Annotated in this window: 16 protein-coding genes; 5 read left to right on the top strand and 11 right to left on the bottom strand. The window is 48.1% G+C overall.

All coding sequences use genetic code 11. The features are described from left to right. Window positions 1-172: 172 nt before the first annotated feature. Window positions 173-3,238, bottom strand: a complete 3,066-nt coding sequence (locus A8709_RS16250) for a WIAG-tail domain (RefSeq protein WP_065853423.1) — start codon at window positions 3,236-3,238, stop codon at window positions 173-175. Window positions 3,239-3,324: 86 nt separating this feature from the next. Beyond that, window positions 3,325-4,539, bottom strand: a complete 1,215-nt coding sequence (locus tag A8709_RS16245) for a glycosyltransferase family 4 protein (protein ID WP_065853422.1) — start codon at window positions 4,537-4,539, stop codon at window positions 3,325-3,327. A gap of 187 nt (window positions 4,540-4,726) precedes the next feature. On the opposite strand from A8709_RS16245, the gene A8709_RS16240 reads away from it, so the two are divergent. Then, window positions 4,727-5,827, top strand: coding sequence for a YheC/YheD family endospore coat-associated protein (locus tag A8709_RS16240; protein WP_065853421.1), 1,101 nt, complete (start codon window positions 4,727-4,729; stop codon window positions 5,825-5,827). Window positions 5,828-5,939: 112 nt separating this feature from the next. Here the strand turns inward: A8709_RS16240 and A8709_RS16235 are convergent, their stop codons facing one another. The 3 genes from A8709_RS16235 to A8709_RS16225 all read right to left on the bottom strand — a co-directional run bounded on the left by A8709_RS16235 (window position 5,940) and on the right by A8709_RS16225 (window position 8,079). Continuing rightward, window positions 5,940-6,164 (bottom strand): hypothetical protein, encoded by a 225-nt coding sequence (locus A8709_RS16235; RefSeq protein WP_141692560.1) that lies wholly within the window; start codon window positions 6,162-6,164, stop codon window positions 5,940-5,942. A 250-nt stretch (window positions 6,165-6,414) separates the two neighbouring features. Beyond that, window positions 6,415-7,704 (bottom strand): beta-N-acetylhexosaminidase, encoded by a 1,290-nt coding sequence (gene nagZ, locus A8709_RS16230; RefSeq protein ID WP_141692559.1) that lies wholly within the window; start codon window positions 7,702-7,704, stop codon window positions 6,415-6,417. Window positions 7,705-7,782: 78 nt separating this feature from the next. After that, window positions 7,783-8,079: a hypothetical protein gene (locus tag A8709_RS16225; protein ID WP_065853418.1), complete on the bottom strand. Its 297-nt coding sequence runs from the start codon at window positions 8,077-8,079 to the stop codon at window positions 7,783-7,785. Window positions 8,080-8,278: 199 nt separating this feature from the next. Here A8709_RS16225 and asd point away from each other — a divergent pair, with 199 nt between their 5' ends. Both asd and A8709_RS16215 read left to right on the top strand, forming a co-directional pair. Further along, window positions 8,279-9,067, top strand: coding sequence for an archaetidylserine decarboxylase (gene asd, locus A8709_RS16220; RefSeq protein WP_065853417.1), 789 nt, complete (start codon window positions 8,279-8,281; stop codon window positions 9,065-9,067). Between the two features lie 33 nt (window positions 9,068-9,100). After that, on the top strand, window positions 9,101-10,360 hold the full coding sequence (locus tag A8709_RS16215) for an MFS transporter (RefSeq protein WP_065853416.1): 1,260 nt from the start codon (window positions 9,101-9,103) through the stop codon (window positions 10,358-10,360). 181 nt (window positions 10,361-10,541) lie between these two features. On the opposite strand, the gene A8709_RS16210 is transcribed toward A8709_RS16215, so the two are convergent. Both A8709_RS16210 and pdxR read right to left on the bottom strand, forming a co-directional pair. Further along, window positions 10,542-11,981: an NAD-dependent malic enzyme gene (locus A8709_RS16210; RefSeq protein WP_065853415.1), complete on the bottom strand. Its 1,440-nt coding sequence runs from the start codon at window positions 11,979-11,981 to the stop codon at window positions 10,542-10,544. Window positions 11,982-12,180: 199 nt separating this feature from the next. Next, window positions 12,181-13,692 carry a MocR-like pyridoxine biosynthesis transcription factor PdxR gene (gene pdxR, locus A8709_RS16205; protein ID WP_065853414.1) on the bottom strand — a complete coding sequence of 504 codons (1,512 nt, stop codon included), beginning with the start codon at window positions 13,690-13,692 and terminating at the stop codon, window positions 12,181-12,183. 201 nt (window positions 13,693-13,893) lie between these two features. Here pdxR and A8709_RS16195 point away from each other — a divergent pair, with 201 nt between their 5' ends. Next, a complete protein-coding gene (locus tag A8709_RS16195; protein WP_065853412.1) occupies window positions 13,894-14,478 on the top strand; it encodes a GNAT family N-acetyltransferase in 585 nt (194 codons plus the stop codon). A 111-nt stretch (window positions 14,479-14,589) separates the two neighbouring features. Further along, entirely contained in the window at window positions 14,590-15,900 is a 1,311-nt protein-coding gene (locus A8709_RS16190) for an aminotransferase class I/II-fold pyridoxal phosphate-dependent enzyme (protein WP_065853411.1), read from the top strand. A gap of 104 nt (window positions 15,901-16,004) precedes the next feature. Here the strand turns inward: A8709_RS16190 and A8709_RS16185 are convergent, their stop codons facing one another. The 4 genes from A8709_RS16185 to A8709_RS16170 are packed head-to-tail and all read right to left on the bottom strand — an operon-like array spanning window position 16,005 to window position 20,869. Further along, window positions 16,005-16,895, bottom strand: coding sequence for an ABC transporter permease (locus A8709_RS16185; RefSeq protein ID WP_065853410.1), 891 nt, complete (start codon window positions 16,893-16,895; stop codon window positions 16,005-16,007). Window positions 16,896-16,912: 17 nt separating this feature from the next. After that, window positions 16,913-17,851 (bottom strand): ABC transporter permease, encoded by a 939-nt coding sequence (locus tag A8709_RS16180; protein WP_065853409.1) that lies wholly within the window; start codon window positions 17,849-17,851, stop codon window positions 16,913-16,915. Window positions 17,852-17,868: 17 nt separating this feature from the next. Further along, complete coding sequence (locus A8709_RS16175; protein WP_084224997.1) at window positions 17,869-19,491, bottom strand: ABC transporter substrate-binding protein; 1,623 nt, start codon at window positions 19,489-19,491, stop codon at window positions 17,869-17,871. Window positions 19,492-19,540: 49 nt separating this feature from the next. Then, window positions 19,541-20,869 (bottom strand): LLM class flavin-dependent oxidoreductase, encoded by a 1,329-nt coding sequence (locus A8709_RS16170; protein ID WP_065853408.1) that lies wholly within the window; start codon window positions 20,867-20,869, stop codon window positions 19,541-19,543. Between the last annotated feature and the right edge of the window lie 157 nt (window positions 20,870-21,026).

Genomic DNA, 21,026 nt, shown 5'->3' with positions numbered 1-21,026 from the left:
ATATGCTATGATGATAGACGGAAATTGGACGAACATCCCTTAAACGAAAATTGGTTATCTATCTACCAATTGCGACGCGTAGTCCAAAATAGGAACAACAAAAAAACGGTGATCTCGCAATGACTGCAAGCTCCCGTTTTTCTATGGGTGGACAAGTGAACTTCCTATCTATTTAAAATCCTTTCCCCATTGCGATCCAATTCACGATGCCTTGTTGCTCCGACGTGAACTTCGTGCGATTGATCGAAATAACCGCACTGTCCAGTGCTTTCTGGCTTACGGTTACATAACATGCTGGATGATTCGTCGTCGCCGTTAGCACATAATTGTTATTCGCAAATCGTTCATCAAACTGCAAGACCACTTCAATCGATTCATCTTGGATCTGCATTTCAAAAGGCATAAGCCCAAATTGCTGCAGCACATTTCTAATCTTGCGCGGCATCCGCGGCACACTATCCACGAATTTATTCAGTGTCAGCGAGCGTTCGGCTACATGCTCACCAATGACTGCACCTGGCTTCAGTTTCGTTCCATCCACACTGCCAGAGGCCAAATGATCGTTGGTTACTGCCCCGTTAACCAGCTTCGTGCTATCTACACTGCCAATGGCTAGGTGATTGGCGCCAACCGTGTTGGCCGCTAACTTACTGCCTTCCACACTGCCGGGGACCAGCTTCGAGCCCTGCATCGCGTCTTCAGCTAGATGACTTGCGCTAACAGAACCTGGAGCTAGCTTCGCCCCGTCAACCGCACCATCTGCCAAATGATACGTACCGATCGCTTTCACAACTAGCTTACTTCCGTCAACACTTCCATCAGCCAGCTTCGAGTTAAGAATCGCTCCGTCCACGATTTTAGCGCTATCTACACTGCCAACCGCAAGCTTAGTACCATCTACAGCATAGTCAGCAAGCTTATCTGTTTCTACAGCACCCGCTATTATATGCTCATTGCCTACCGCACCAAGACTTAATTGTGTACTCGTTACTGAACTCAGAGCAAGATGCTCGCTTGTAATCGCACCTTGGCTAATTTTGGTGCCATCTATGCTTCCCTTCGCCAGCTTCGTTCCTTGCACCGTACCGTCAATGAGATGATCACTACTGATGGTACGCGGTGCAATCTTCGAGCCTAGGACGGCTTCATCCGCCAGATGCTTCGCATTCAACGCGCCTGCGGCAATCTTACTCCCATGGACGCTTTCACTTGCCAGCTTCGCTGCTGTAATAGCGCCGTCCGTAATATGCTCCGAGTTGACGACTTTGTTTGCGAGCTTCTGACTAGTGACACTGCCATTCGCGAGCTTAGCCTCGGAGACCACATTGTCGGCCAGCTTCGTGCTCGTCACGCTCTGATTTTGCAGTTTATCATTCGAAATGGAATCCGCTTGCAGATGACGCTCACCCACAGCTCCGTCGGATAGCTTTTCGTCTGTAACCGCACCTTTAGCTAATGTTTCTGTCGTAATGGCATTCTCGACCAGCTTGTTGCCTTCCAGACTGCGATCCGCAAAAACATCAAGTGAAATGGAGCCTTGTGCCAAATGCTCAGAAGTAATGACACCTTTTTTGAGATGAATGCTTTCAATAATGCCATCCTGCAAATGACGCGTTGCAATGGACATGAAAGCAATCTTCGCGCCTGTCACCGCTTCTTCTGCCAGCTTGCTCGTCGTGATCGTCTCTTCCTGTACATGCCTCGTCGCAATGGCTTCATCCGAAATATGGTCACGTTGGATAGCTAAGACATCGATTTCGACACCGCCAATGGCGCCAGGAACGATATGCTTCGCTGAAATGATCCCCACTTGCAAATGATTTCCTTGAATGGCACCATAAGCAATTTTGGACGAAGTGATACTTTCATCCTGCAGTTTAGACGTGTGTACACTATCTTCTGCGAGTTTATCCGAGTTCACAGCGCCCGTTTGCAGCTTCGAACGGGTGATGGCCTGCTCTTCCAAATGCTCCGTACGAATCGTTTCTTGACGGATATGTCTCGCTTCAACAGCGCCTTCCCCCAGCTTTATTGAAGTAACAGCTTCATCTTGCAGCTTGCTGCTCGTGATCACACTGTCACTCAGATGCATGGTTTCAATAACGCCTGGAGCGATATGTCGATAACTTACGCTCTGATCACTTAACTTTTCCGATGTGATAGCGCCATTTTGAATCAGTCTAGAATCAACGATCTCTAGCTGCATATGTTCACGCCGTACGGTGGAAGGGGCGATGTGATCGCTTGTTATGGCATCATTTTCAATATGGCTCCCGCGAATGGAAGCTGGCGTAATATGTTTCGACTCCACCACACGTGGTGCAAGCTTAGGACCCGTAACCGACTGATCCGCTAGTATCGGCGTCGTAATGGCAAGATTAGCTAAATGCTCACCTAGGATGCTTTGTGTTTGAATATGTGCAGCCGAAATGCTGCCAATAGCTAGCTTATCTTCCGTGATCGACCCATTTCTAATTTTATCCATCGTAATGGAATCATCCATCAGCTTAGCCGTATCGATAATGTAATTCGCCAAATGCTTCGCCTGAATAGCGCCGCTATGAATTTTGTCTGACGTAATCGCTTGGCTATCAATCAGATCGCTTGTAATAATCAGCTCCGAGAGATGCTTTGGCAAAATCGAGCCGTCCGCCAGCTTCACAGAATTAATCGATTGATCCGCGATTTTGACGGATGTAATACTGTTATCTTGAAGCTTGCTGCCTGGCACCGTATTGTCTTGTATCTTTTCACCAGAAATGGCATTTGTCGCGATATGCTCATCATGAATCGCATGATAAGATACCTTTTCCCTCGTTACACTGGACGGCGCAAGCTTTGAATGCTCGATGCCGAAATCCTTGATCGCTCTAGGCCCTAAGCTAAGTGGCTTTATTTTACTTTCGTCAATCGAACGGCCTGCGATTTTCTCCCATGTCACCGCTTCATCTACGATATCGTCGGTGTAGACAACGGGATCGATGAATTTCCCTGTTTTGCGCTCGGTTAATAATAAATCAGGGGCAGGTGCTGCTGGCGCCTTCGATACTTGTATGGTTTTCGTTGAATCCTGATTATACGTACTCATTGTATGATGCAACGGCCCTGTTTTGAAATAATCAGCCCCCTTGTCTTGTTTAGGCTGGGTTTTCACATCATCAAGCCACTTTAATTCATTCGTGCGGGAGTTTACTTGTTGCACACTCGGCTTTATACCAACGCTCTTTCGCTTTCTCATCGATTCCTCTCCATTCACCAAGGATTAGTCATTGGTAACATATTCAATCCTCGTGATTGAAGTACGTTAGCCTGCAAAAATGTGCACTAACCTAGATGAATAGCCGATGCCTCCAGCATTGTTCTGTACAATTCCCATCTCACCTCAGCTGCCTGCTGCCACGTAAATTTGTCACGGACGCGCTCCAGCCCCTGCTCCCCCATCCTCCGCTGCAACGCCTCATCCTGAAGCACACGCAGAAGCGTCGGAGCAAGCTCCGTGGGCATGTCTTCTTTATGGATCAGCAGCCCCGTGCGGCCATCTTCAATCACCTCTTGAATGCCTCCGGCTCGTGTAGCAACCACAGGAACCCCCGATGCCATCGCTTCCACATTAACAAGTCCAAAAGCTTCTGAACCCATAGAAGGAACAACTACAACATCTGCTAAACGTATCCATTCCGGCATCTCTTGATGATTGACATAGGGAATGAACCTCACATGTCCTGGCATCGTTTTGGCAACTCGTCCTAATTCTTTGACATAGCTAGTGATTCGCTTAGAACCATAAAAGGCACTTCCTACAATCAGCAACAAGGCGGATGGCTCGCTTTGAATGACATTTCGCATCGCATGCAGCGCATGATGGACTCCTTTTTGAGGGATGAGCCTTCCCATATATAAAATGATTTTTCGATGTTCGAAGCCTAACTCTCTCCGAATTTGCGCCCGAGACTCACTGCCCTCGCCTGACCACTTCGAAATAAAGCGGCCTACGTCGACACCTAAATAATGCGTCACAATTTTGTGAGCGACCCCTGGTACTTTTTGCTGCACATAGCCTTTCAGAAATTCACTATTCACGATAATTACATTCGCCGCCTGCAAGCTTGCTCGTAACGCCTTCGCGGATATATAAGGAGGGTTAATAAAGGCGGTCGAATGAATCACGAGACTCAGCTTCGCTTTGGGAAATTTCCTGCGAAGTAGACGCACATAATGGGGGCGATTCTCAACTTGAATAATGGCCGGTTTCAATCGAGAGATCTGTTGACTAGCACGCAATAAGTAGCCATGTGCTCCTTGGAAAGTAACGCGTTGATACGTGACTCCCTTTCTGACGCTGCGCCAGCCTTGGAGAGCCGCCTTCCGACCGATCACCGTAATCGGCATGCGGTTCACTAAGGCTTCGGCTGTATGTTGCACGACATGCTCGACCGAGCTGCTCCTCCCCGAAGGTATGGCGAAAGAGCCCGGCGTCAATATGACGAGATGCCGCTTCGTGAGATGAGCCGTTCGAATTCCCCCTATGACTGAACGCATATGAGCAACTCCCTTCCTAACACTTCTTCTATACATATGCGGATTAAGACGAAAAGCGTGGTTATTTGTCCAACTCTGACAGAAAGTATCAGCATCCGTACAAGCAAGCTATTCGATTTATCCATAAACTAACAGGGATTCGGAGTTCGGAACGCATTTACGCCAAGCTGAAGAAGGAGTGAAGTACATGAAAAATCCCTATGTGGGTATTTTAGTCAACGATACCTTATTTGCAGGAATTCCCTTAGGGAACACCCAGTATGAAGCGATTTCATTTTACGGCGAGGCGGGCAAGCAATATAAAATTACTCCCTGTTACTTCCGTATAGACGATGTCAAAATTGATACACTGGAAGTACATGCCTATGTACAATTCGATCAACACTTTGAGCGCATGTGGATTCCGTTACCTAAAGTGATTCACAATCGGGCTATCTACTTAGATCCTGCCTGTTATGAGAAGCTTGAAGAGTGGACTCGTCATGGTGTCATTCTGTTCAATCGTTGGAACCGCTATAGCAAGATGCGGATTCATGAAATTCTCATGAAGGATGAGCGCATCCGCCCTCATCTCCCCAGCTCCAATCCGGCTACGCTTAAAAATATTCGAATGATGATGATGACTTATAACACCCTCATCATTAAACCAACGAACTCTAGTATCGGTCGCGGAATCATGAAATTAGAGAAGAAGGCTGGTTTCTGGAAGCTCCTCTATCCGGCAAATATGAAGCTCAAAAACCGCATTTGGCGATCCGTCATCTTTCGCAAGCAATTACCTCTCGTTCTCCGTCGCAGAACAAGAAAAAGCAGCTATATGATCCAAGAATGTCTCCCTCTTGCTACTGTAGATGGAAGGCCTTTCGATTTACGCATTTCCGTCCAGCGCGGCGCAAATGGGGAGTGGGGAGTTACCGGCATTGTGGCGAAGGTTGCCTCTCGCAAGCATTTTCTGACCAATGTTGCGCAGGGCGGAAAAGTCAGAACCTTACCAGATATTCTTGCCGCCAACTACGCCCATCTGGATGCAGCAACCGTCTGCCGCGATTTCCATGACTTCGCACTCCTTGTAGCCAAACATCTCAGCACAGCTCTGCCTAACTTAGCTGACCTTGGACTCGATATCGCCATGACAACTGAGGGATTTCCCTTATTCATAGAATGCAACGGGAAGGATCAACGTTACAGCTTCCTGGAAGCTGGACTGAAGGAAGAATGGAAAGCTACCTATTACAATCCGATTGCTTACGCGAAGTTCTTGTTAGACGGCGGGATCGCGCCGTGCTAATGAGAACACCAAAAAAGCACCGAAAAAGCACCGCACTCACGAGTTTCCCTCGTAGGTACGGTGCTTTTTGTGGCGTTGCTGGACACTTGTGCATGGTTTTAGTTCCTCGGGACTAGAATTCGGAATTCCGATTTCCGAATCCCGATTTCCGAATCCCGATTTCCGATTTCTCCGATTTCTCCGATTTCTCCGATTTCCCAAACATTATCTGCATGAGGGCTCCCGCTTCACCATAGCCTGAAGCAATAACTGGAAAAACTACAGTTAATACTGGCAATTTTCTCTGATGGAGATGAATAACTGGATAACCTACAGCTAATTTGTAGCCTTTCAGCAAAAGGTGGATCATTTGGCTGAAATTAACTTTATGTTTTCCATTTATTTACTAATAAAATCGAAAAACATCAGAAATAACTACCTATTTTCCAGTTATTTCAGATTCCTTGCAATCGATACTTTACATGCTGAGACTCTGAAAAGCCAAGGTGGCCCAACCACTTCCTGTTTTCTCCATCATGTCCTAATTTTCCTTATTGTATCTCAGCCCTGCCCATAAGATTGGATTTCTCTACCAATAGTCGCAGTCATTATTTCACATTCAGCGGCGCAAGCACACGCTGCACCTCCGCGTTCAGCAGCTTCGGATCCGGTACTTTCACCGTTGTATCGGTCAGCTGGTACTTCGACTTCAATTTATTGACTTGCGCTACACTTTGGTCAATTGTCGCCATCGGGATTCGCCCCGATTGAACGGCGGTACGCAGCGCAGCTAGAACAGCGATCGCTTTGTTCGGATCGTGTCCGACCATCACGACATTCGAGCCGGCAAGCACTGATTTGACCGCAGCTTCGGCCATTTCATAATTCTCAGCAATAGCGCCCATCGTCATATCATCGGTCATAATCAGCCCCTGGAAGCCCATCTCCTTCCGCAGCAGATCGGTCATAATGGCTTTCGACATGGAAGCGGGATACTTCGTATCAATCTTCGGCAGCAAAATATGCGCGACCATGATCGCATCCGCCTGATGCTTGATCGCATCAGCGAAGGGAACGAGCTCAATCTTACGCAAGCGAGCGAGGTCATTTTGCACAATCGGCAGGCCGATGTGGGAATCAACCGAGGTGTCGCCATGACCCGGAAAATGCTTCACCACGGGAGCGACTTTCATCTCCTGTATGCCGTTCATCATCGGAATTCCGAAACTGCTTACGAGGCTTGCATTCGCTCCAAAAGAGCGATCACCAATTACCGGATTTTTCGGATTGCTATTGATATCGAGATCAGGTGCAAAATCCATATTTAATCCATAGGCATTCAGCTCTTTCCCCAGCAATTGACCGATGTTGTGGGCGACTTCCGTTTTGCCTGATTTGCCTACCGTTTGACTCGTCGGCGTTTTGGTAATTTCATCGGGCAGACGGGTTACACGCCCCCCCTCTTCATCGACACCTATCCATAGTGGCAGCTTATTTACGCTATTGGCGGTTTTCAACTCATTGACCAAACCTACCAACTGCTTCGTATCTTTTACATTCGGCTTATAGAGAATAATCCCGCCCACATGATAAGTCACTAGCAGCTGCCGTGCCTGTTCGTTCATGGTGTAATCATCGATACCAGCAAAAATCATCTGACCCAACTTCTCGTCCAAGGTCATCTTGTCAATCACAGAGGTCGGAGTTGGCGACGGTGTAACTGTAGGCGTAGGTGCTGCAGTCTGTGTAGGCGATGGTGTTGCACTTACCGCTACCTTAGTGGGTATAGGCGTAGCAGATGGTTTGGCTTCATTATGCGACATACACCCTGAGAGCAGGGCGATCATGGCCCCTAAACTACCCATTGTGCGGATTCTTAGAGAGAAGACTCGCTTCATTAGAGGTTCCTGCCTTTACTTTGACTTCCTTCTTTAATGAATAGACGTTTTACTCGCCAAAATCGTTGCATCATTCCCTTAATCACTTCGAAGTCCTTTCAAGAAACATTGCAGCAACGCATAGATCCCATAAGCCCCTAAATATGCGCCGGTAAACAGGAACAGCTTGTTCGTAAACACGCTATGGATATTCGTCATAAAAACAGTGTCATCCCGAAGGATTTTATACACCGCCAATGAGGTGATCACCCCAAATACATAAGCACATGCCACAGCTCCACCTGCTATGACATGCTTGAATGGTTCGAACAGCCATGCACTGCACAACATAAGCAGCGGAATTAGAATAATAAACACAACAATTATGATCGACATTGTCACTTTCACCTCATCAACAGCATTGACGAATTTCCTGTCGAAAATACGGATACAATCTCCTTAAATCGAGTCGATCCACGCAATAGGCAATTGATTCTTTTACCTTTCTGTGGCAAGATTAGCGATGTACCGCTAATAGGAAGCTTTGTGCCCTGCGCAAAATCCTAACCAACGAATGAACAGGAGTTTATGATCTATGTCTAAGCCTTTTTTCCGATTACTGACTGAACTATCCTCACGTAAATGGGTGTCTCAACTAACAGGTGCCCTTGCCCGTTCCAAAATAAGTCGACTCTTTATCCCTCGTTTTGCCCAAACGTATGGTATTCGAATTGAAGATGCAGAGAAGCATATCAAGGAGTACAAGTCACTTAATGATTTCTTCACACGCCGGTTGAAACCTGGTTTACGTCCGATTCATCAAGATACGACGCGCGTCGTGAGTCCTGTTGATGCGATGATCACAGGGATTGGTGATATCAAGGAAGGCTTGATCGTCAATGTCAAAGGTCAAGACTATACAATCGACGAATTACTGAATCGCTCACCGCGTACAGTGAATTACAACAATGGCTTTTATTTCGTATTGTACTTAAGTCCGACAGACTATCACCGAATTCATTCGCCAATCTCTGGGGATATCCTGGAAAAAGAGCATGTACTCGGGAAAGTGTATCCGGTTAACGAATTTGGCCTGCGTCATATGAAACGTGTGCTAAGCCGTAACGAACGTCTGATTACCTTCATTCAACATGAAACAGGGGAAGTTGCCGTAGTTAAAGTTGGCGCGCTCAACGTGAGCTCCATTCAATATGTGACACCTCTTCCCAAGACGCTGGAACGCGGTCAAGAGCTTGCTTATTTCGAGTTCGGCTCAACCGTAGTACTGTTATTTGAAGACGGTATGTTCGAACCTCGCTCTGATTTACAACTAGGCTCCAAAGTGAAAATGGGCGAAGACCTCGGACGCTTCCTCGACGTGTAGCCTGGAAGTTAAACCTGAGAGGAGAACACCATCATGGCATCCATCACAAAACCTTCTCCGCAGCTTAGTTCCAAGGGCTTGCAAGGAGCGGGAGACATCAAGCCGACTGTATATCGAATCTTATTCGCAATCGGTCTAGTCCATCTGCTGAATGATTCGATTCAGTCCGTTATTCCTGCGATTTTCCCGATTCTCAAAAGCGAGATGGGTCTCAGTTATTCCCAAGTAGGCTGGGTCCAATTCGCCATTAACTTTACGGCTTCGATTATGCAGCCAGTCGTCGGTCTCTATACCGACCGCAAGCCCTCACCCTATATGCTGCCGATTGGCATGGCATCGACGTTAACCGGCATGCTGCTGCTAGCTTTTGCCCATAGCTATTGGGTTGTGCTCTTGTCTGTCTGTTTTGTCGGACTCGGTTCGGCTGCCTTCCATCCGGAGGGATCAAGGGTTTCGCATATGGCCGCGGGAGGCCGGAAAGGTCTTGCTCAGTCGATCTTCCAGGTCGGCGGGAATGCCGGACAGTCACTGGCGCCGATTATGACCAAATGGATATTCATTCCACTCGGCTTGTTCGGCTCGATCTGGTTTACCGGTGTCGCAGCCATTGCTATCGCCGTACAACTGTACATAGCACGCTGGTACAAAGTAGTCCTGCACGATACGCCTATAAAAGCCAAGTCCGCCGTGAAGCGTGTGGTCAGCCCTGAACGGCGCAAGCAAGTGAGATTTGCCATCAGCGTTTTAATCTTCTTAGTGTTTGTTCGCTCGTGGTATGGGGCGGCAATGAGCGGCTTTTTCGCCTTTTTCCTACAAGACACCTACGGCATATCGATTGACCGCGCACAGGATTTCATCTTCTTGTTTCTCGCGGCAGGAGCTGTTGGCACATTCTTCGGTGGCCCCATCTCCGACCGTTTTGGCAAACGAAATGTGATTTTCTTTTCCATGCTAGGCTCGGCACCGTTTGCTTTATTGTTGCCGCATGTGTCCATCGCGTGGGCTTACGTGCTGCTCGTTATTATCGGTATTATTCTATTGTCCAGCTTCTCGGTTACCGTCGTGTATGCCCAAATGCTATTCCCTGGCAAAGTGGGTACAGTATCTGGTCTCATCACAGGCTTAGCCTTTGGCCTTGGCGGCATCGGAAGTGTCGTGCTCGGCAACCTCTGCGATACTTGGGGAACGAGACATGTCATGGAGCTGTGTGCATTCCTGCCTTTACTGGGGATCCTTACGTTCTTGCTTCCTTCGGATCGGAAATTGAAAGCATGGACGGAAGAGCAAGCGTAGCCTCTTATGAGGGTTTAACTCGTTCATGAAGCCGAATAAGAACTTTCGGAAGGCTTATGGTTTATATCAACTGCAACAAAGTGGATAACATTTGCAAAGAGCAGGGGGAATCCTCCTCCTGCCCAAATTAAAAAGCAGTTCGGTACGCTGAGTCAGCGTTGTACCGAACTGCTTTTGTTTATTATTCGTGATGCGCGTCTTGCGTATCGCGCTGCGTACGTCGGCGTGCAACGCCTGATTCGTAAGCAGCTTCCATCACGGCTTCTCTTACTTTTTCAACAACAGCATGATTGAACACGCTCGGAATGATATAGTACTCGTTCAGCTCGTCCTCACTTACAACCGCTGCAATCGCTTTGGCCGCCGCAAGCTTCATCTCTTGCGTAATCTTGGATGCACGGCAATCCAACACACCGCGGAAAATACCTGGGAAGCACAGCACATTATTAATCTGATTCGGATAATCGGATCGTCCTGTCGCCATCACGCGAACGTAAGGCTCCGCTTCTTCTGGTGTAATTTCTGGTGTTGGATTCGCCATCGCGAACACAATCGGATCAGTTGCCATACGTTTCACATCTTCTGCTTTTAGAACGCCTGGTCCTGAAAGCCCGATGAAAATATCCGCACCTGCGATCACATCAGACAGCATGCCCGCTTCAAGATTTGGATTCGTGTTGGATGCATACCAATCCCAAGCGGAATTCGTATACGTTTCACCTCGCACAATTGCCCCTTGACGGTCTACACCAATCACATTGGTAACGCCTGCGGAAAGCAGCATTTTCGTACAAGCAATCCCTGCCGCTCCGATCCCTGTGATAACTACTTTACACGATTCCAATTGCTTGCCTACCAGCTTAACCGCATTGAGCAACCCAGCTAGGATAACAACCGCGGTCCCGTGCTGATCATCGTGGAAGACAGGAATATCAAGTTCATTTATTAAACGTTCCTCAATTTCAAAACAACGCGGTGACGAAATATCCTCTAAATTGATTCCGCCGAATGCAGGCGCAATCGCTTTAACTGTGCGGATAATCTCTTCCGTATCCTGCGTATCCAAACAAATTGGGAAAGCATCTACCCCCGCCATTTGTTTGAAAAGCATCGCTTTTCCTTCCATTACAGGCATTGCCGCCACTGGACCAATATTACCTAGCCCCAGAACGGCTGTCCCATCTGAAACAACAGCAACCGTATTTCTTTTAATCGTTAAGGAATGTGCCTTCGATGGATCTTCATGAATTGCCATACATACTCTGGCTACACCAGGCGTATACACGCGGGATAGGTCGTCACGATTTTTAATCGGCATTTTTGGAGTGACTTCAATTTTACCTCCCAAATGCATCAAGAAAGTCTGATCGGATACGTTAATAACGCGTACGCCAGGCAAACTTTTCAGTACGTTCGTAATCGTTTCCGTGTGCTCAGGATCACTAACACTGACTGTGATATCACGTGTTGTTGTCGTCTTGCTTGCGCGTGTTACGTCGACGGCCACGATGTCGCCGCCCGCATCACCAATTGCGGTTGCAATTTTACCAAAAGTCACGAGCTCCTTATGTATCTCCAAACGCACAATCACGCTTGTACCCCCACCATTTAATCCAGCCATACGAAGGATCACTCCTATGAGAAATTAATTTAATTGACCACATGTTAGATCATAGCATATAAAAGCTGTCATGCCAAAGAGGCCCTTGATCACATGATTTGATCAAGGGATAAGGATTTTTAATGGGTGAGGTCATGGATGTAAGATTAAGAAGTTGAGATCAAGTCAAGGGATGTAAGATTAAGAGATCAAGAGCAAATCAAGTGATGTAGGAGCAACCAAGAACTTCGTAGGTATGACGTAATCGTGTGACACCTTGCCTAATCTCTTCCTCCGTCAAATGGGCAAACCCGAAGCACGCGCCTGCTTTCCCTGCGGGGAGCATGTAGTTGCTGGCGTCTGTCCACGTGACGCCAGCATTACTACATGCTGCTGCATAAGCGGTATAGCTACGCAGGTCACCGCGCCACCAACCGAAGAGATGCAGCCCGCTGTCACTGTCCACCCATTCGAAGAGGGTGGACAGCTGCTCCTGCAGTAGCGCCTGCAGGAGCAAGAACTTGCTCGCGTACACCCGCCGCATGCGGCGCAGGTGTCGCTCGTAGCCGCCGCTCGCCATGAAGGCGGCGAGCGAGCGCTGTTCGAGCAGCCCCGTCGGGTGCGGCTCGAATAGCCGCTTCGCGGCTACAAAAGCGTCGTGCAGCGCCTCCGGCAGCACGACATAGCCGATGCGCAGGTCCTGCAGCATCGTTTTGGAAAAGGTACCGATGTACACCACTCGGCCCTCTTGGTCCAGCACCTTGAGCGGCTCAATCGGCCGCCCGCGGTGCCTGAACTCGCTGTCATAATCGTCTTCGACGATGACAGCGCCTTGCTCCGCCGCCCAGCGCAGCAGCTGCTGGCGCCGATCTAGACCCAGCACCGCCCCCGTAGGGAATTGGCGGCTGGGTGTCACGAACAGCAGCCGCGCGTTCCACGGCTGCGGAATCAGCCCTTGCTCGTCCAACGCTGCGTGGACGGGCACACCACCGGCCGCCAGCACAGCGCGGCTGGCGCCTTGATAACCGGGGCGCTCCAGCACCACGGGATCGCCTGGGTTTACAAGCAGTTGGGTCAGCAGGGCGATCGCCTGCATGGACCCATTCACGATCACGATGCGCTCAGGCGGCGCATCGATGCCCCGCATCCGCCTCAAGTGCAGCGCAATCGCTTCGCGAAGCGCGTAGTGCCCCTCGGCGATGTAGGCATCCTCTTGCGGCGACTCCGTCATCCGCCGCACTTGCTCGTACATCCCGCGGTTCCACTGCTCCCGCGGGAACTGCTCCATGTGCGGCCGCGCCACCGCAAACGCGATCTCTTGAACTCTCCCCTTTTCCTTTTCCTTTTCCTCTTCCTCTTCCTCTTCCTCTTCCCCTTCCCCTCGCTCCCTCCCCCTCACCAAATCCTGCCCAACCACCCTACTTGCCCACGCCGACAACCTGATCTCCCTGCCCTTACTAGACTGCTCTTTTTCCTGCCCATCCGCGTAGACCACATACGTACCTCTACCTACATCTGCCTGCAAATAACCCTCAGCAATCAGCATGTCATACACCTGATTCACGGTTCCACGTGACAATTGAAATAACGCTGCGAGCTCGCGACTAGAAGGCAGCTTTGTATTGTATTTCAACTTATTCGCCAGTATTTCATCATGGATGGCATGATACAGCGCCGCATACTTGCTTGCATATCGCTTGCGATAAGCCTCAAAAGGTATATGAAATTCCATACATACCCTCCCTCATCTCTTCCATTCTTTACTCTTCATTCCCAAAAAACAACCCATTCACGTTCCGCAACATATCTTCTACCTCACCCACCAAATGGTCCATAAAAACAAAACCAAATTGGATCTTTTTATCAATCCAATTTTCAATTATGCTATCTAAAATCTCATATTCATCCCCCAAAGACAAGGAGAATTTAATCCATGAACCTACAACCAATTACGTTAGAAGGAACGCGTGTCACCCTCTTACCCCTACAGGAATCTCATATCCCTGGCTTAATTGAAGCTGCGAACGATCCCAACATCTGGTCCAATATCATGACTCCGCTGCTTAACCCTGCCGAGGTCCATAAATTTGTGTATCAAGCGCTCAATGAGCAGGATTCAGGTCAGTGTATCCCATTTACCGTATACGACAATCAATCCAAAACCATTGTCGGCCACACACGACTCTTCGATATCTCAGTGCCTCACCGGAACTTGGAAATTGGTCATACGTGGTACAATCCAAGTGTCTGGCGCACACGTGTAAATACCGAATGTAAGTATATGCTGCTCCAATACTGCTTCGAGTCCCTGAACCTGCTGCGCGTCCAGATCAAAACCGACCTCCGCAACGAGCGCTCCCAAGCCGCTATTGCCCGTTTAGGAGCTATCAAAGAAGGCATTCTGCGCCAGCATCGTGTGCTGTATGACGGCTATGTGCGTGATACGGTTATGTTCAGTATTATCGATAAAGAGTGGCCGCAAGTGAAGGATCGTCTACAAGGATTCCTAAGTATCTAAACCCGCAATGCTTCCAGAGAAAATTTATTGATCACAGTGACGTACACCCTTGAAAGTGATATAATAACTGGGAAAAAATGAAACGCTCATTGGAAGGAATGACCCACTCTTATGAATCCTTTGGCAAGACAGTTAAACGAGACCCTGCAACGTGAAAATTCTCACGTACATGACATGCTTTCCGCATTAGGTAAATCGATTTACTTCCCGAAAGAAGGCATTCTTAGCCAATCGGCTGAAGCAAAGGCCAAAGCAAAGAAGTTCAATGCTACCATCGGTATAGCCATCGAAAATGGTCAACCTATGCATCTGAAGGTCATTCAAGATACACTCTCCACTTACAATCCTAAAGATATATATGAATACGCTCCACCGGCTGGTAAGCCTGAGCTACGTACAGCTTGGCGCAAAAAAATGCTCGAAGAGAATCCGGGCATTGGCAGCAAACTCATCGGTAACCCGATTGTGACGAACGCTTTGACACATGGGCTAAGCATTGCTGCTGATTTATTTGCAGATGCTGGGGACGCCGTTATTATTCCGGATAAAAACTGGGAAAATTACGAGCTCACTTTCGAAATTCGCCGCGGCGCGCAGATCGTGAACTATCCGCTTTATAACGAACAAGACAAATTTAACGCCGAGGGATTACGTGAAGCGCTGCTTGCACAGAAATCCAAGGGCAAAGCGATCGTGGTCCTGAACTTCCCGAACAATCCGACAGGCTACACACCGGATAGCGAAGACGGCACTGCGATTACGGCTGCTATCAAAGATGCTGCAGAAGCAGGCATTAATGTCGTTGTTTTGACTGACGATGCTTACTTCGGTCTCTTTTTCGAAAATTCATTGCAAGAATCCTTATTCGGTCAACTGGCTGATCTTCACCCGCGTGTGCTTGCTGTCAAAATCGACGGCGCTACGAAAGAAGAATACGTATGGGGCTTCCGCGTAGGCTTCATTACGTATGCAGGTCAAAGTGATGCACTTCTTGCAGCACTTGAGCAAAAGACAATGGGGATCATCCGTGCAACGATTTCAAGCGGCCCGCATCCGTCCCAAACCTTCGTGCTTCATGCGCTGAACTCACCGGAGTTCGCCATTCAGAAGCAAGAGAAATACGAAATCATGAAAGGCCGCGCGAACCGTACTAAGTCCATTCTGGACAGTGGTAAGTTCGATGATGCATGGGGCTACTACCCGTTCAACTCCGGTTATTTCATGTGCTTGAAGCTCAAAACCGTTGATGCGGAAGCGTTGCGCGTTCATTTATTGAATCAACACGGTGTCGGCACGATCGCACTCGGCGAAACAGATCTTCGCGTAGCTTTCTCCTGCATCGAAGAAGGCAACTTGGAAGAACTGTTTAACCTCATTTATCAAAGTGTAAAAGAAATAGAAACGGTTGCCGCGAACAAATAAGCGAGCGCTCCAACAAAAAAACAAAAAGCACGAACTAACTAACGTTAGAGCGTGCTTTTTGCTTTTCTTTTATACACAAACCATCCCGCTTCTCATCATCTAAGCTAACCCTTCCGCCCCTTCGGATCCAATCGATTCCGGAGCTCATCGCCAATCAAATTCACCGATACTACAAGGAACGTAATAGATAGTCCTGGAAATACCGCGATCCACCAAGCGACCGTTAGCATCCCGCGACCCTGAGATAGGAGCGTGCCCCAATCGGGGATTTCTCGAATTTCGCCCAACCCTAAAAAACTGAGCGAAGATCCAACGAGAATGGCACTGCCAATGCCGAGAGTACCCATCACAAGTAAAGGTGACAAGCAGTTCGGCAGAATATGCTTGAACATCATGTCAAGGTGAGAGGTACCTACGGCTCTCGCTGCTTCTATAAACGCACGGCTTTTGATCGCAATGACTTGTCCGCGTATGACCCTTGCATAGCCCGGAACACTCGCTACACTTACAGCCACAATAATCGTGAAATAGCTGGACCCCAACGCAACCGATACGGAAATGGCCAGCAAAATACCAGGGATCGCCATTACGATATCAATCGCCCGCATCAAGATCGAATCGATGATCCCGCCTACATACCCAGCAATAAGGCCGAGGATGGCACCAATCAATCCACCAATGAGTACAGAGCCTACGCCGGTAAGCAGCGATTGTCGGCTACCATATACAAGCAGAGAAAATATATCTCTTCCAAACTGGTCAGTTCCAAAAATATGGGCCCATCCCGGCATCTGCAGCGTCGCATCCGTCATATCTGTCGGTGAGAATGTGGCGATCCATTGCGGCACAAGCGCACAGACCACCAAGAAACCAACAAGCAGTGCAGATACAACGAAGAAAAACCTGGCTCGCAGAAGACGACCTAAGCCTAGCTGTAATTTAAGTCGCTGCCTTTGTAATGGCGAAACGAGTACTTGCGACGACGTTAATTTCACGTACGCCACTCCTTTCCTTAGCGCAAAGCGCTTTTAGACCCACTGCGAATGCGAGGATCAATGACGGTATACGTAATATCTACACATAAATTGACCAACACGTAGAAGATCGAAGCAAACATGATTGCCGCTTGCACAACAGGAATATCCTTTTGCATAATCGCATCCACAACGACCTTGCCTACTCCCTGCCTTGAAAATACGGTCTCTGTGACGACAGAGCCAGAAAGCAGCTCTCCCACCAATATACCTACCATCGTTATCGTTGGAATCAGTGCATTACGCAGTACATGCCGGTAAATCACATTCCGTTCCGTCAGGCCCTTAGATCGCAACGTAGTGACGTACTGCTCATGAATGACTTCCAGCATGCTATTGCGTACCATCCGTGCCAAAGATCCAGAACAAGCTATACCTAAGCAGCTGGCTGGCAAAATCAACTGTTGCCAACTCCCATTTCCGATCGCAGGTAACCAGTGTAACGATACAGAGAATATTAGAATAAGCAGAATACCAATCCAGAATGTCGGCATCGAAATACTGAATAGCGTCACGAACCGAATGACATAATCCATCATTCGATTCGGATACACAGCAGATAGGATGCCAAGAATTAAACCCAATCCGATTGCGATAATGACACTAGCAACGGTTAACGAGAGGGTAGCTGGAAATTGCTCGATCAAATGTGCAAGCACTGGTTGTTTGGTTACGTACGATACACCGAAATTACCATGTACTATATGCGACATGTAGGTAACGTACTGCTGCCAAGTTGAATCACCTAATCCTAAGCTATTATGCAGCTTGGCAATCATTTCTTCGGTCGCTGTTTGGCCAAGAATCAATTCTGCGGGATCCCCTGGGAGTACATTGAGAATTAGAAATACTAATGTCAGTGATCCCCATACGACGATGATGGAAACATGCAGCCTTCGTACAATAAATTCCGCCACTGCGCACAGCCCCCCTTTTATTTTTTCAGCCAGGCGTCATAAAATAACGGAAAACCATGTGCATCGAAAGGAAGTCCTTTCAATTCTTTCACCGATGCTACGGAATAGGGGAAAACATAGATCGGAATCGTATAAGCTTTGTCAAACAGCAGGTTTTGCACCTTCTGATAAATGTCCTTCCGCTTCGCATCATCCAATTCCGCATAGCCTGCATCGAGCAAGGTATCCAACTCTGGATCTTTAAATCTGCTATTCTTATTCACCACACGGTAAACATCCGGATCCGCTCCATATTGGCTTCCGATCCAAATATCATAATCACCGCTATTCGATCGCTCCGTATACGCCCCAACAGATAGCGAAGATATTTTCAGCTCGATTCCCGCTTGCTTCCATTGGTTCTGGACAATCGCCATAACATCCATTCTGCGTTCCCGATTGGCATAAAAGTCGATCATGTCGACCGTCAACCGCTTGCCATCCTTGACACGGATGCCGTCGGCACCTTTTTTCCAACCTAAATCATCGAGGATTTGACCAGCTTGTGCAGGATCTGATTTCCATTTCTTTTCCAGTGATGGATCATAGCCGAAAATAGATGGAGAAATCGAAGACCACGCCCGCGGGAAAGTACCGAGATATACGGTTTTGACGATTTTGTCGATATCTAGAGACAAGCGCAGCGCTTCACGCAATTTTACATTATCCCAAGGTGCCTTCGTATTATTAATGTGAATGGCCGCATTGTAATTTAGCAGCTCGGCTTCCTGCACTTGGAACCTCGGGTCCGCTTTAATCGCAGCCATATTCGGTGGCGGGATAATATCCGCTGCTTTCACGTCGCCGCTTTGCAGCACACCCACCCTCGTCGCTTCTTCCGTGATGACCTTGAATACGAGCTTATCCAGATAAGCCGGCCCTTGGTGCTTCGCGTTTGCGGGAGCCCAATTGTAGGCTGGGTTTTTCTGCAGTACGTATTCCGTACCTTCCGTTAATTTCACGAATTTGAAAGGACCTGTTCCGACTGGATTATTGTAGAATTTGTCCCCATACTTCTTCACTGCTTCTGGTGACACGATGCCCAAGTTCTCAGAAGAAAGGTTTCTCAAAAAAGGCGCAAACGGCTTCGTGAAGTTAATCCTCACCTTATAGGGATCCAGTACCTCCACCGATTGAAAAGGGCCTATATTGTTCTTCGCCACGCCCGGTGCTTCAACCGTGTTAATGCGTTCAAAGTTAAATTTGACCGCCTCCGCGTTAAACGGCGTGCCATCATGAAAGAGTACATCCTGACGAAGTGTAAATGTATAGCTCTTTTGATCTGGAGAAATCTCCCACGAAGTCGCAAGCCACGGCTTAAACGTGTGATCAGGCAGCTCCACAATCAAGCTATCGAAGATAGAACGCATGATACGCGAGTTCTGCGGGCTTGATGTGCGATGCGGATCCAGAATGCCGTTCGTAAGCGCGATGCTCAAGGCAAACGTTAACTCGCCGCCGGGAGTGACCTGCTCATCATTTTTGGATGTGGCCGTAGCTTCCTTCGTTGATGCAGCCGTTTGGCACCCAGACAGAATGACCGCGAGGCTTATAAATAGGGGCAAATATTTACCTGATAATCGCTTCATTTTTATTTTCATTTTATTTCTCACCTATCTATCAAGGATTTTTGCACATGCGAATGCAGGTTTAAAGTACAGCCTTTTCTTTGCGATTTCGATTCACAGGTACCTCTAAGCCCAGATGCCCCCGCAATGTATCGTGCTCGTAGTCTTGACGATAGAGTCCTCTCTCTTGCAAAATCGGCACAACCAGCTCCACGAAATCCTTCAGTGTGCTTGGAATTCCGGGGCTGATAATGAAGCCATCCGCTGCCTCTTCTTCGAACCATTGCTGGATCGTATCCGCGATTTTCTCCGGTGTTCCAACGAAGATACTTCTCGGCGTTGCCAGTCGCAGTGCCACTTGACGGAGCGTCAGATTTTCTTCTTTGGCTAATCGCTTAATGCGTTCGGTTCCGCTTTGCATGGCGTTCGATCCGAGTTCACCCAAATCCGGGAACGGTTCATCCAATGGAAACTTGGAGAAATCGAAATAGTTGAAGGGTCTGCCTAGCGCGGTCAGCGCATTTTCGATGGACACGAGATTTACTTTCTCCTGATATTTGCGCTCAGCTTCCTCTTCCGTTAAACCGATAATCGGGCTTATCCCTGGCAAAATTGAAATGCTTTCTGGTGATCGTCCGAAGCCGGCCGCTCTTCTTTTCACATCGCGATAATACTGTTTGGACTCTTCCAAATTATCGTGGCCAGCAAAAATCGCCTCCGCATGCTTCGCCGCAAAATTCCGCCCATCTTCAGATTGCCCTGCTTGAAATATAACCGGCTGCCCTTGTTTAGAACGGGCAATGTTGAGCGGTCCTTTGACTGAGAAAAACTCACCCTTATGATTCAGCTTGTGCAGCTTCTCTGGATCGAAAAACACTCCTGACTGCTTATCTCGAATGAACGCGTCATCCTCCCAAGAATCCCAGAGTCCGCGTGTGACATCTAGGAACTCATCGGCAAGCCTGTATCGCACGTCATGTGCCAAGTGATCTTGCTTGCTATAATTACCTGCTGTTCCTTCTAGGAAGGTCGTCACTACATTCCAACCCGCTCTCCCACCGCTCACATGATCCAGCGACGCTAGCTGTCTAGCTAATGTAAAAGGCTCGCTGTAGCTCACCGTGACCGTTGCGACTAGCCCAATGTGAGACGTCACTGCAGCCAGCGCCGATAGTATCGTGAATGGCTCAAATCGATTCAAGTAATGCGGCGTCGACTTCTCCGTGATATACACGCTATCCGCGATAAAAGCAAAATCGAACTTCCCTGACTCCGCAATATGGGCCTGCTCTTTATAAAACTTAAAATTCACGCCCGCATCCGTCACCGCATCAGGGTGTCTCCAATCATCCCAACCATATCCGACACCGTGTATCATTGCCCCAAATGTAAGATGCTTTCTCTTTCCCATGTCCTAACCTCCTATTAGATACAATAAAATAATTATTCCGATTAGAATACTTTGAATTTGTATATGAGTATCTTATCGAACCCTCTCCTTTTTGTACAATTGGAATATTGGAATTGGTGATTCATGTTTTGTGAAGTGAGAATCGGTCGTAAGAACC

It is taken from the genome of Paenibacillus pectinilyticus, from assembly GCF_001700435.1.
In the GTDB taxonomy this organism is placed as follows: Bacteria; Bacillota; Bacilli; order Paenibacillales; family NBRC-103111; genus Paenibacillus_E; species Paenibacillus_E pectinilyticus.
The sequence above is the reverse complement of the archived record's forward strand: the minus strand, read 5'-3'. Positions and strand labels throughout refer to the sequence as shown.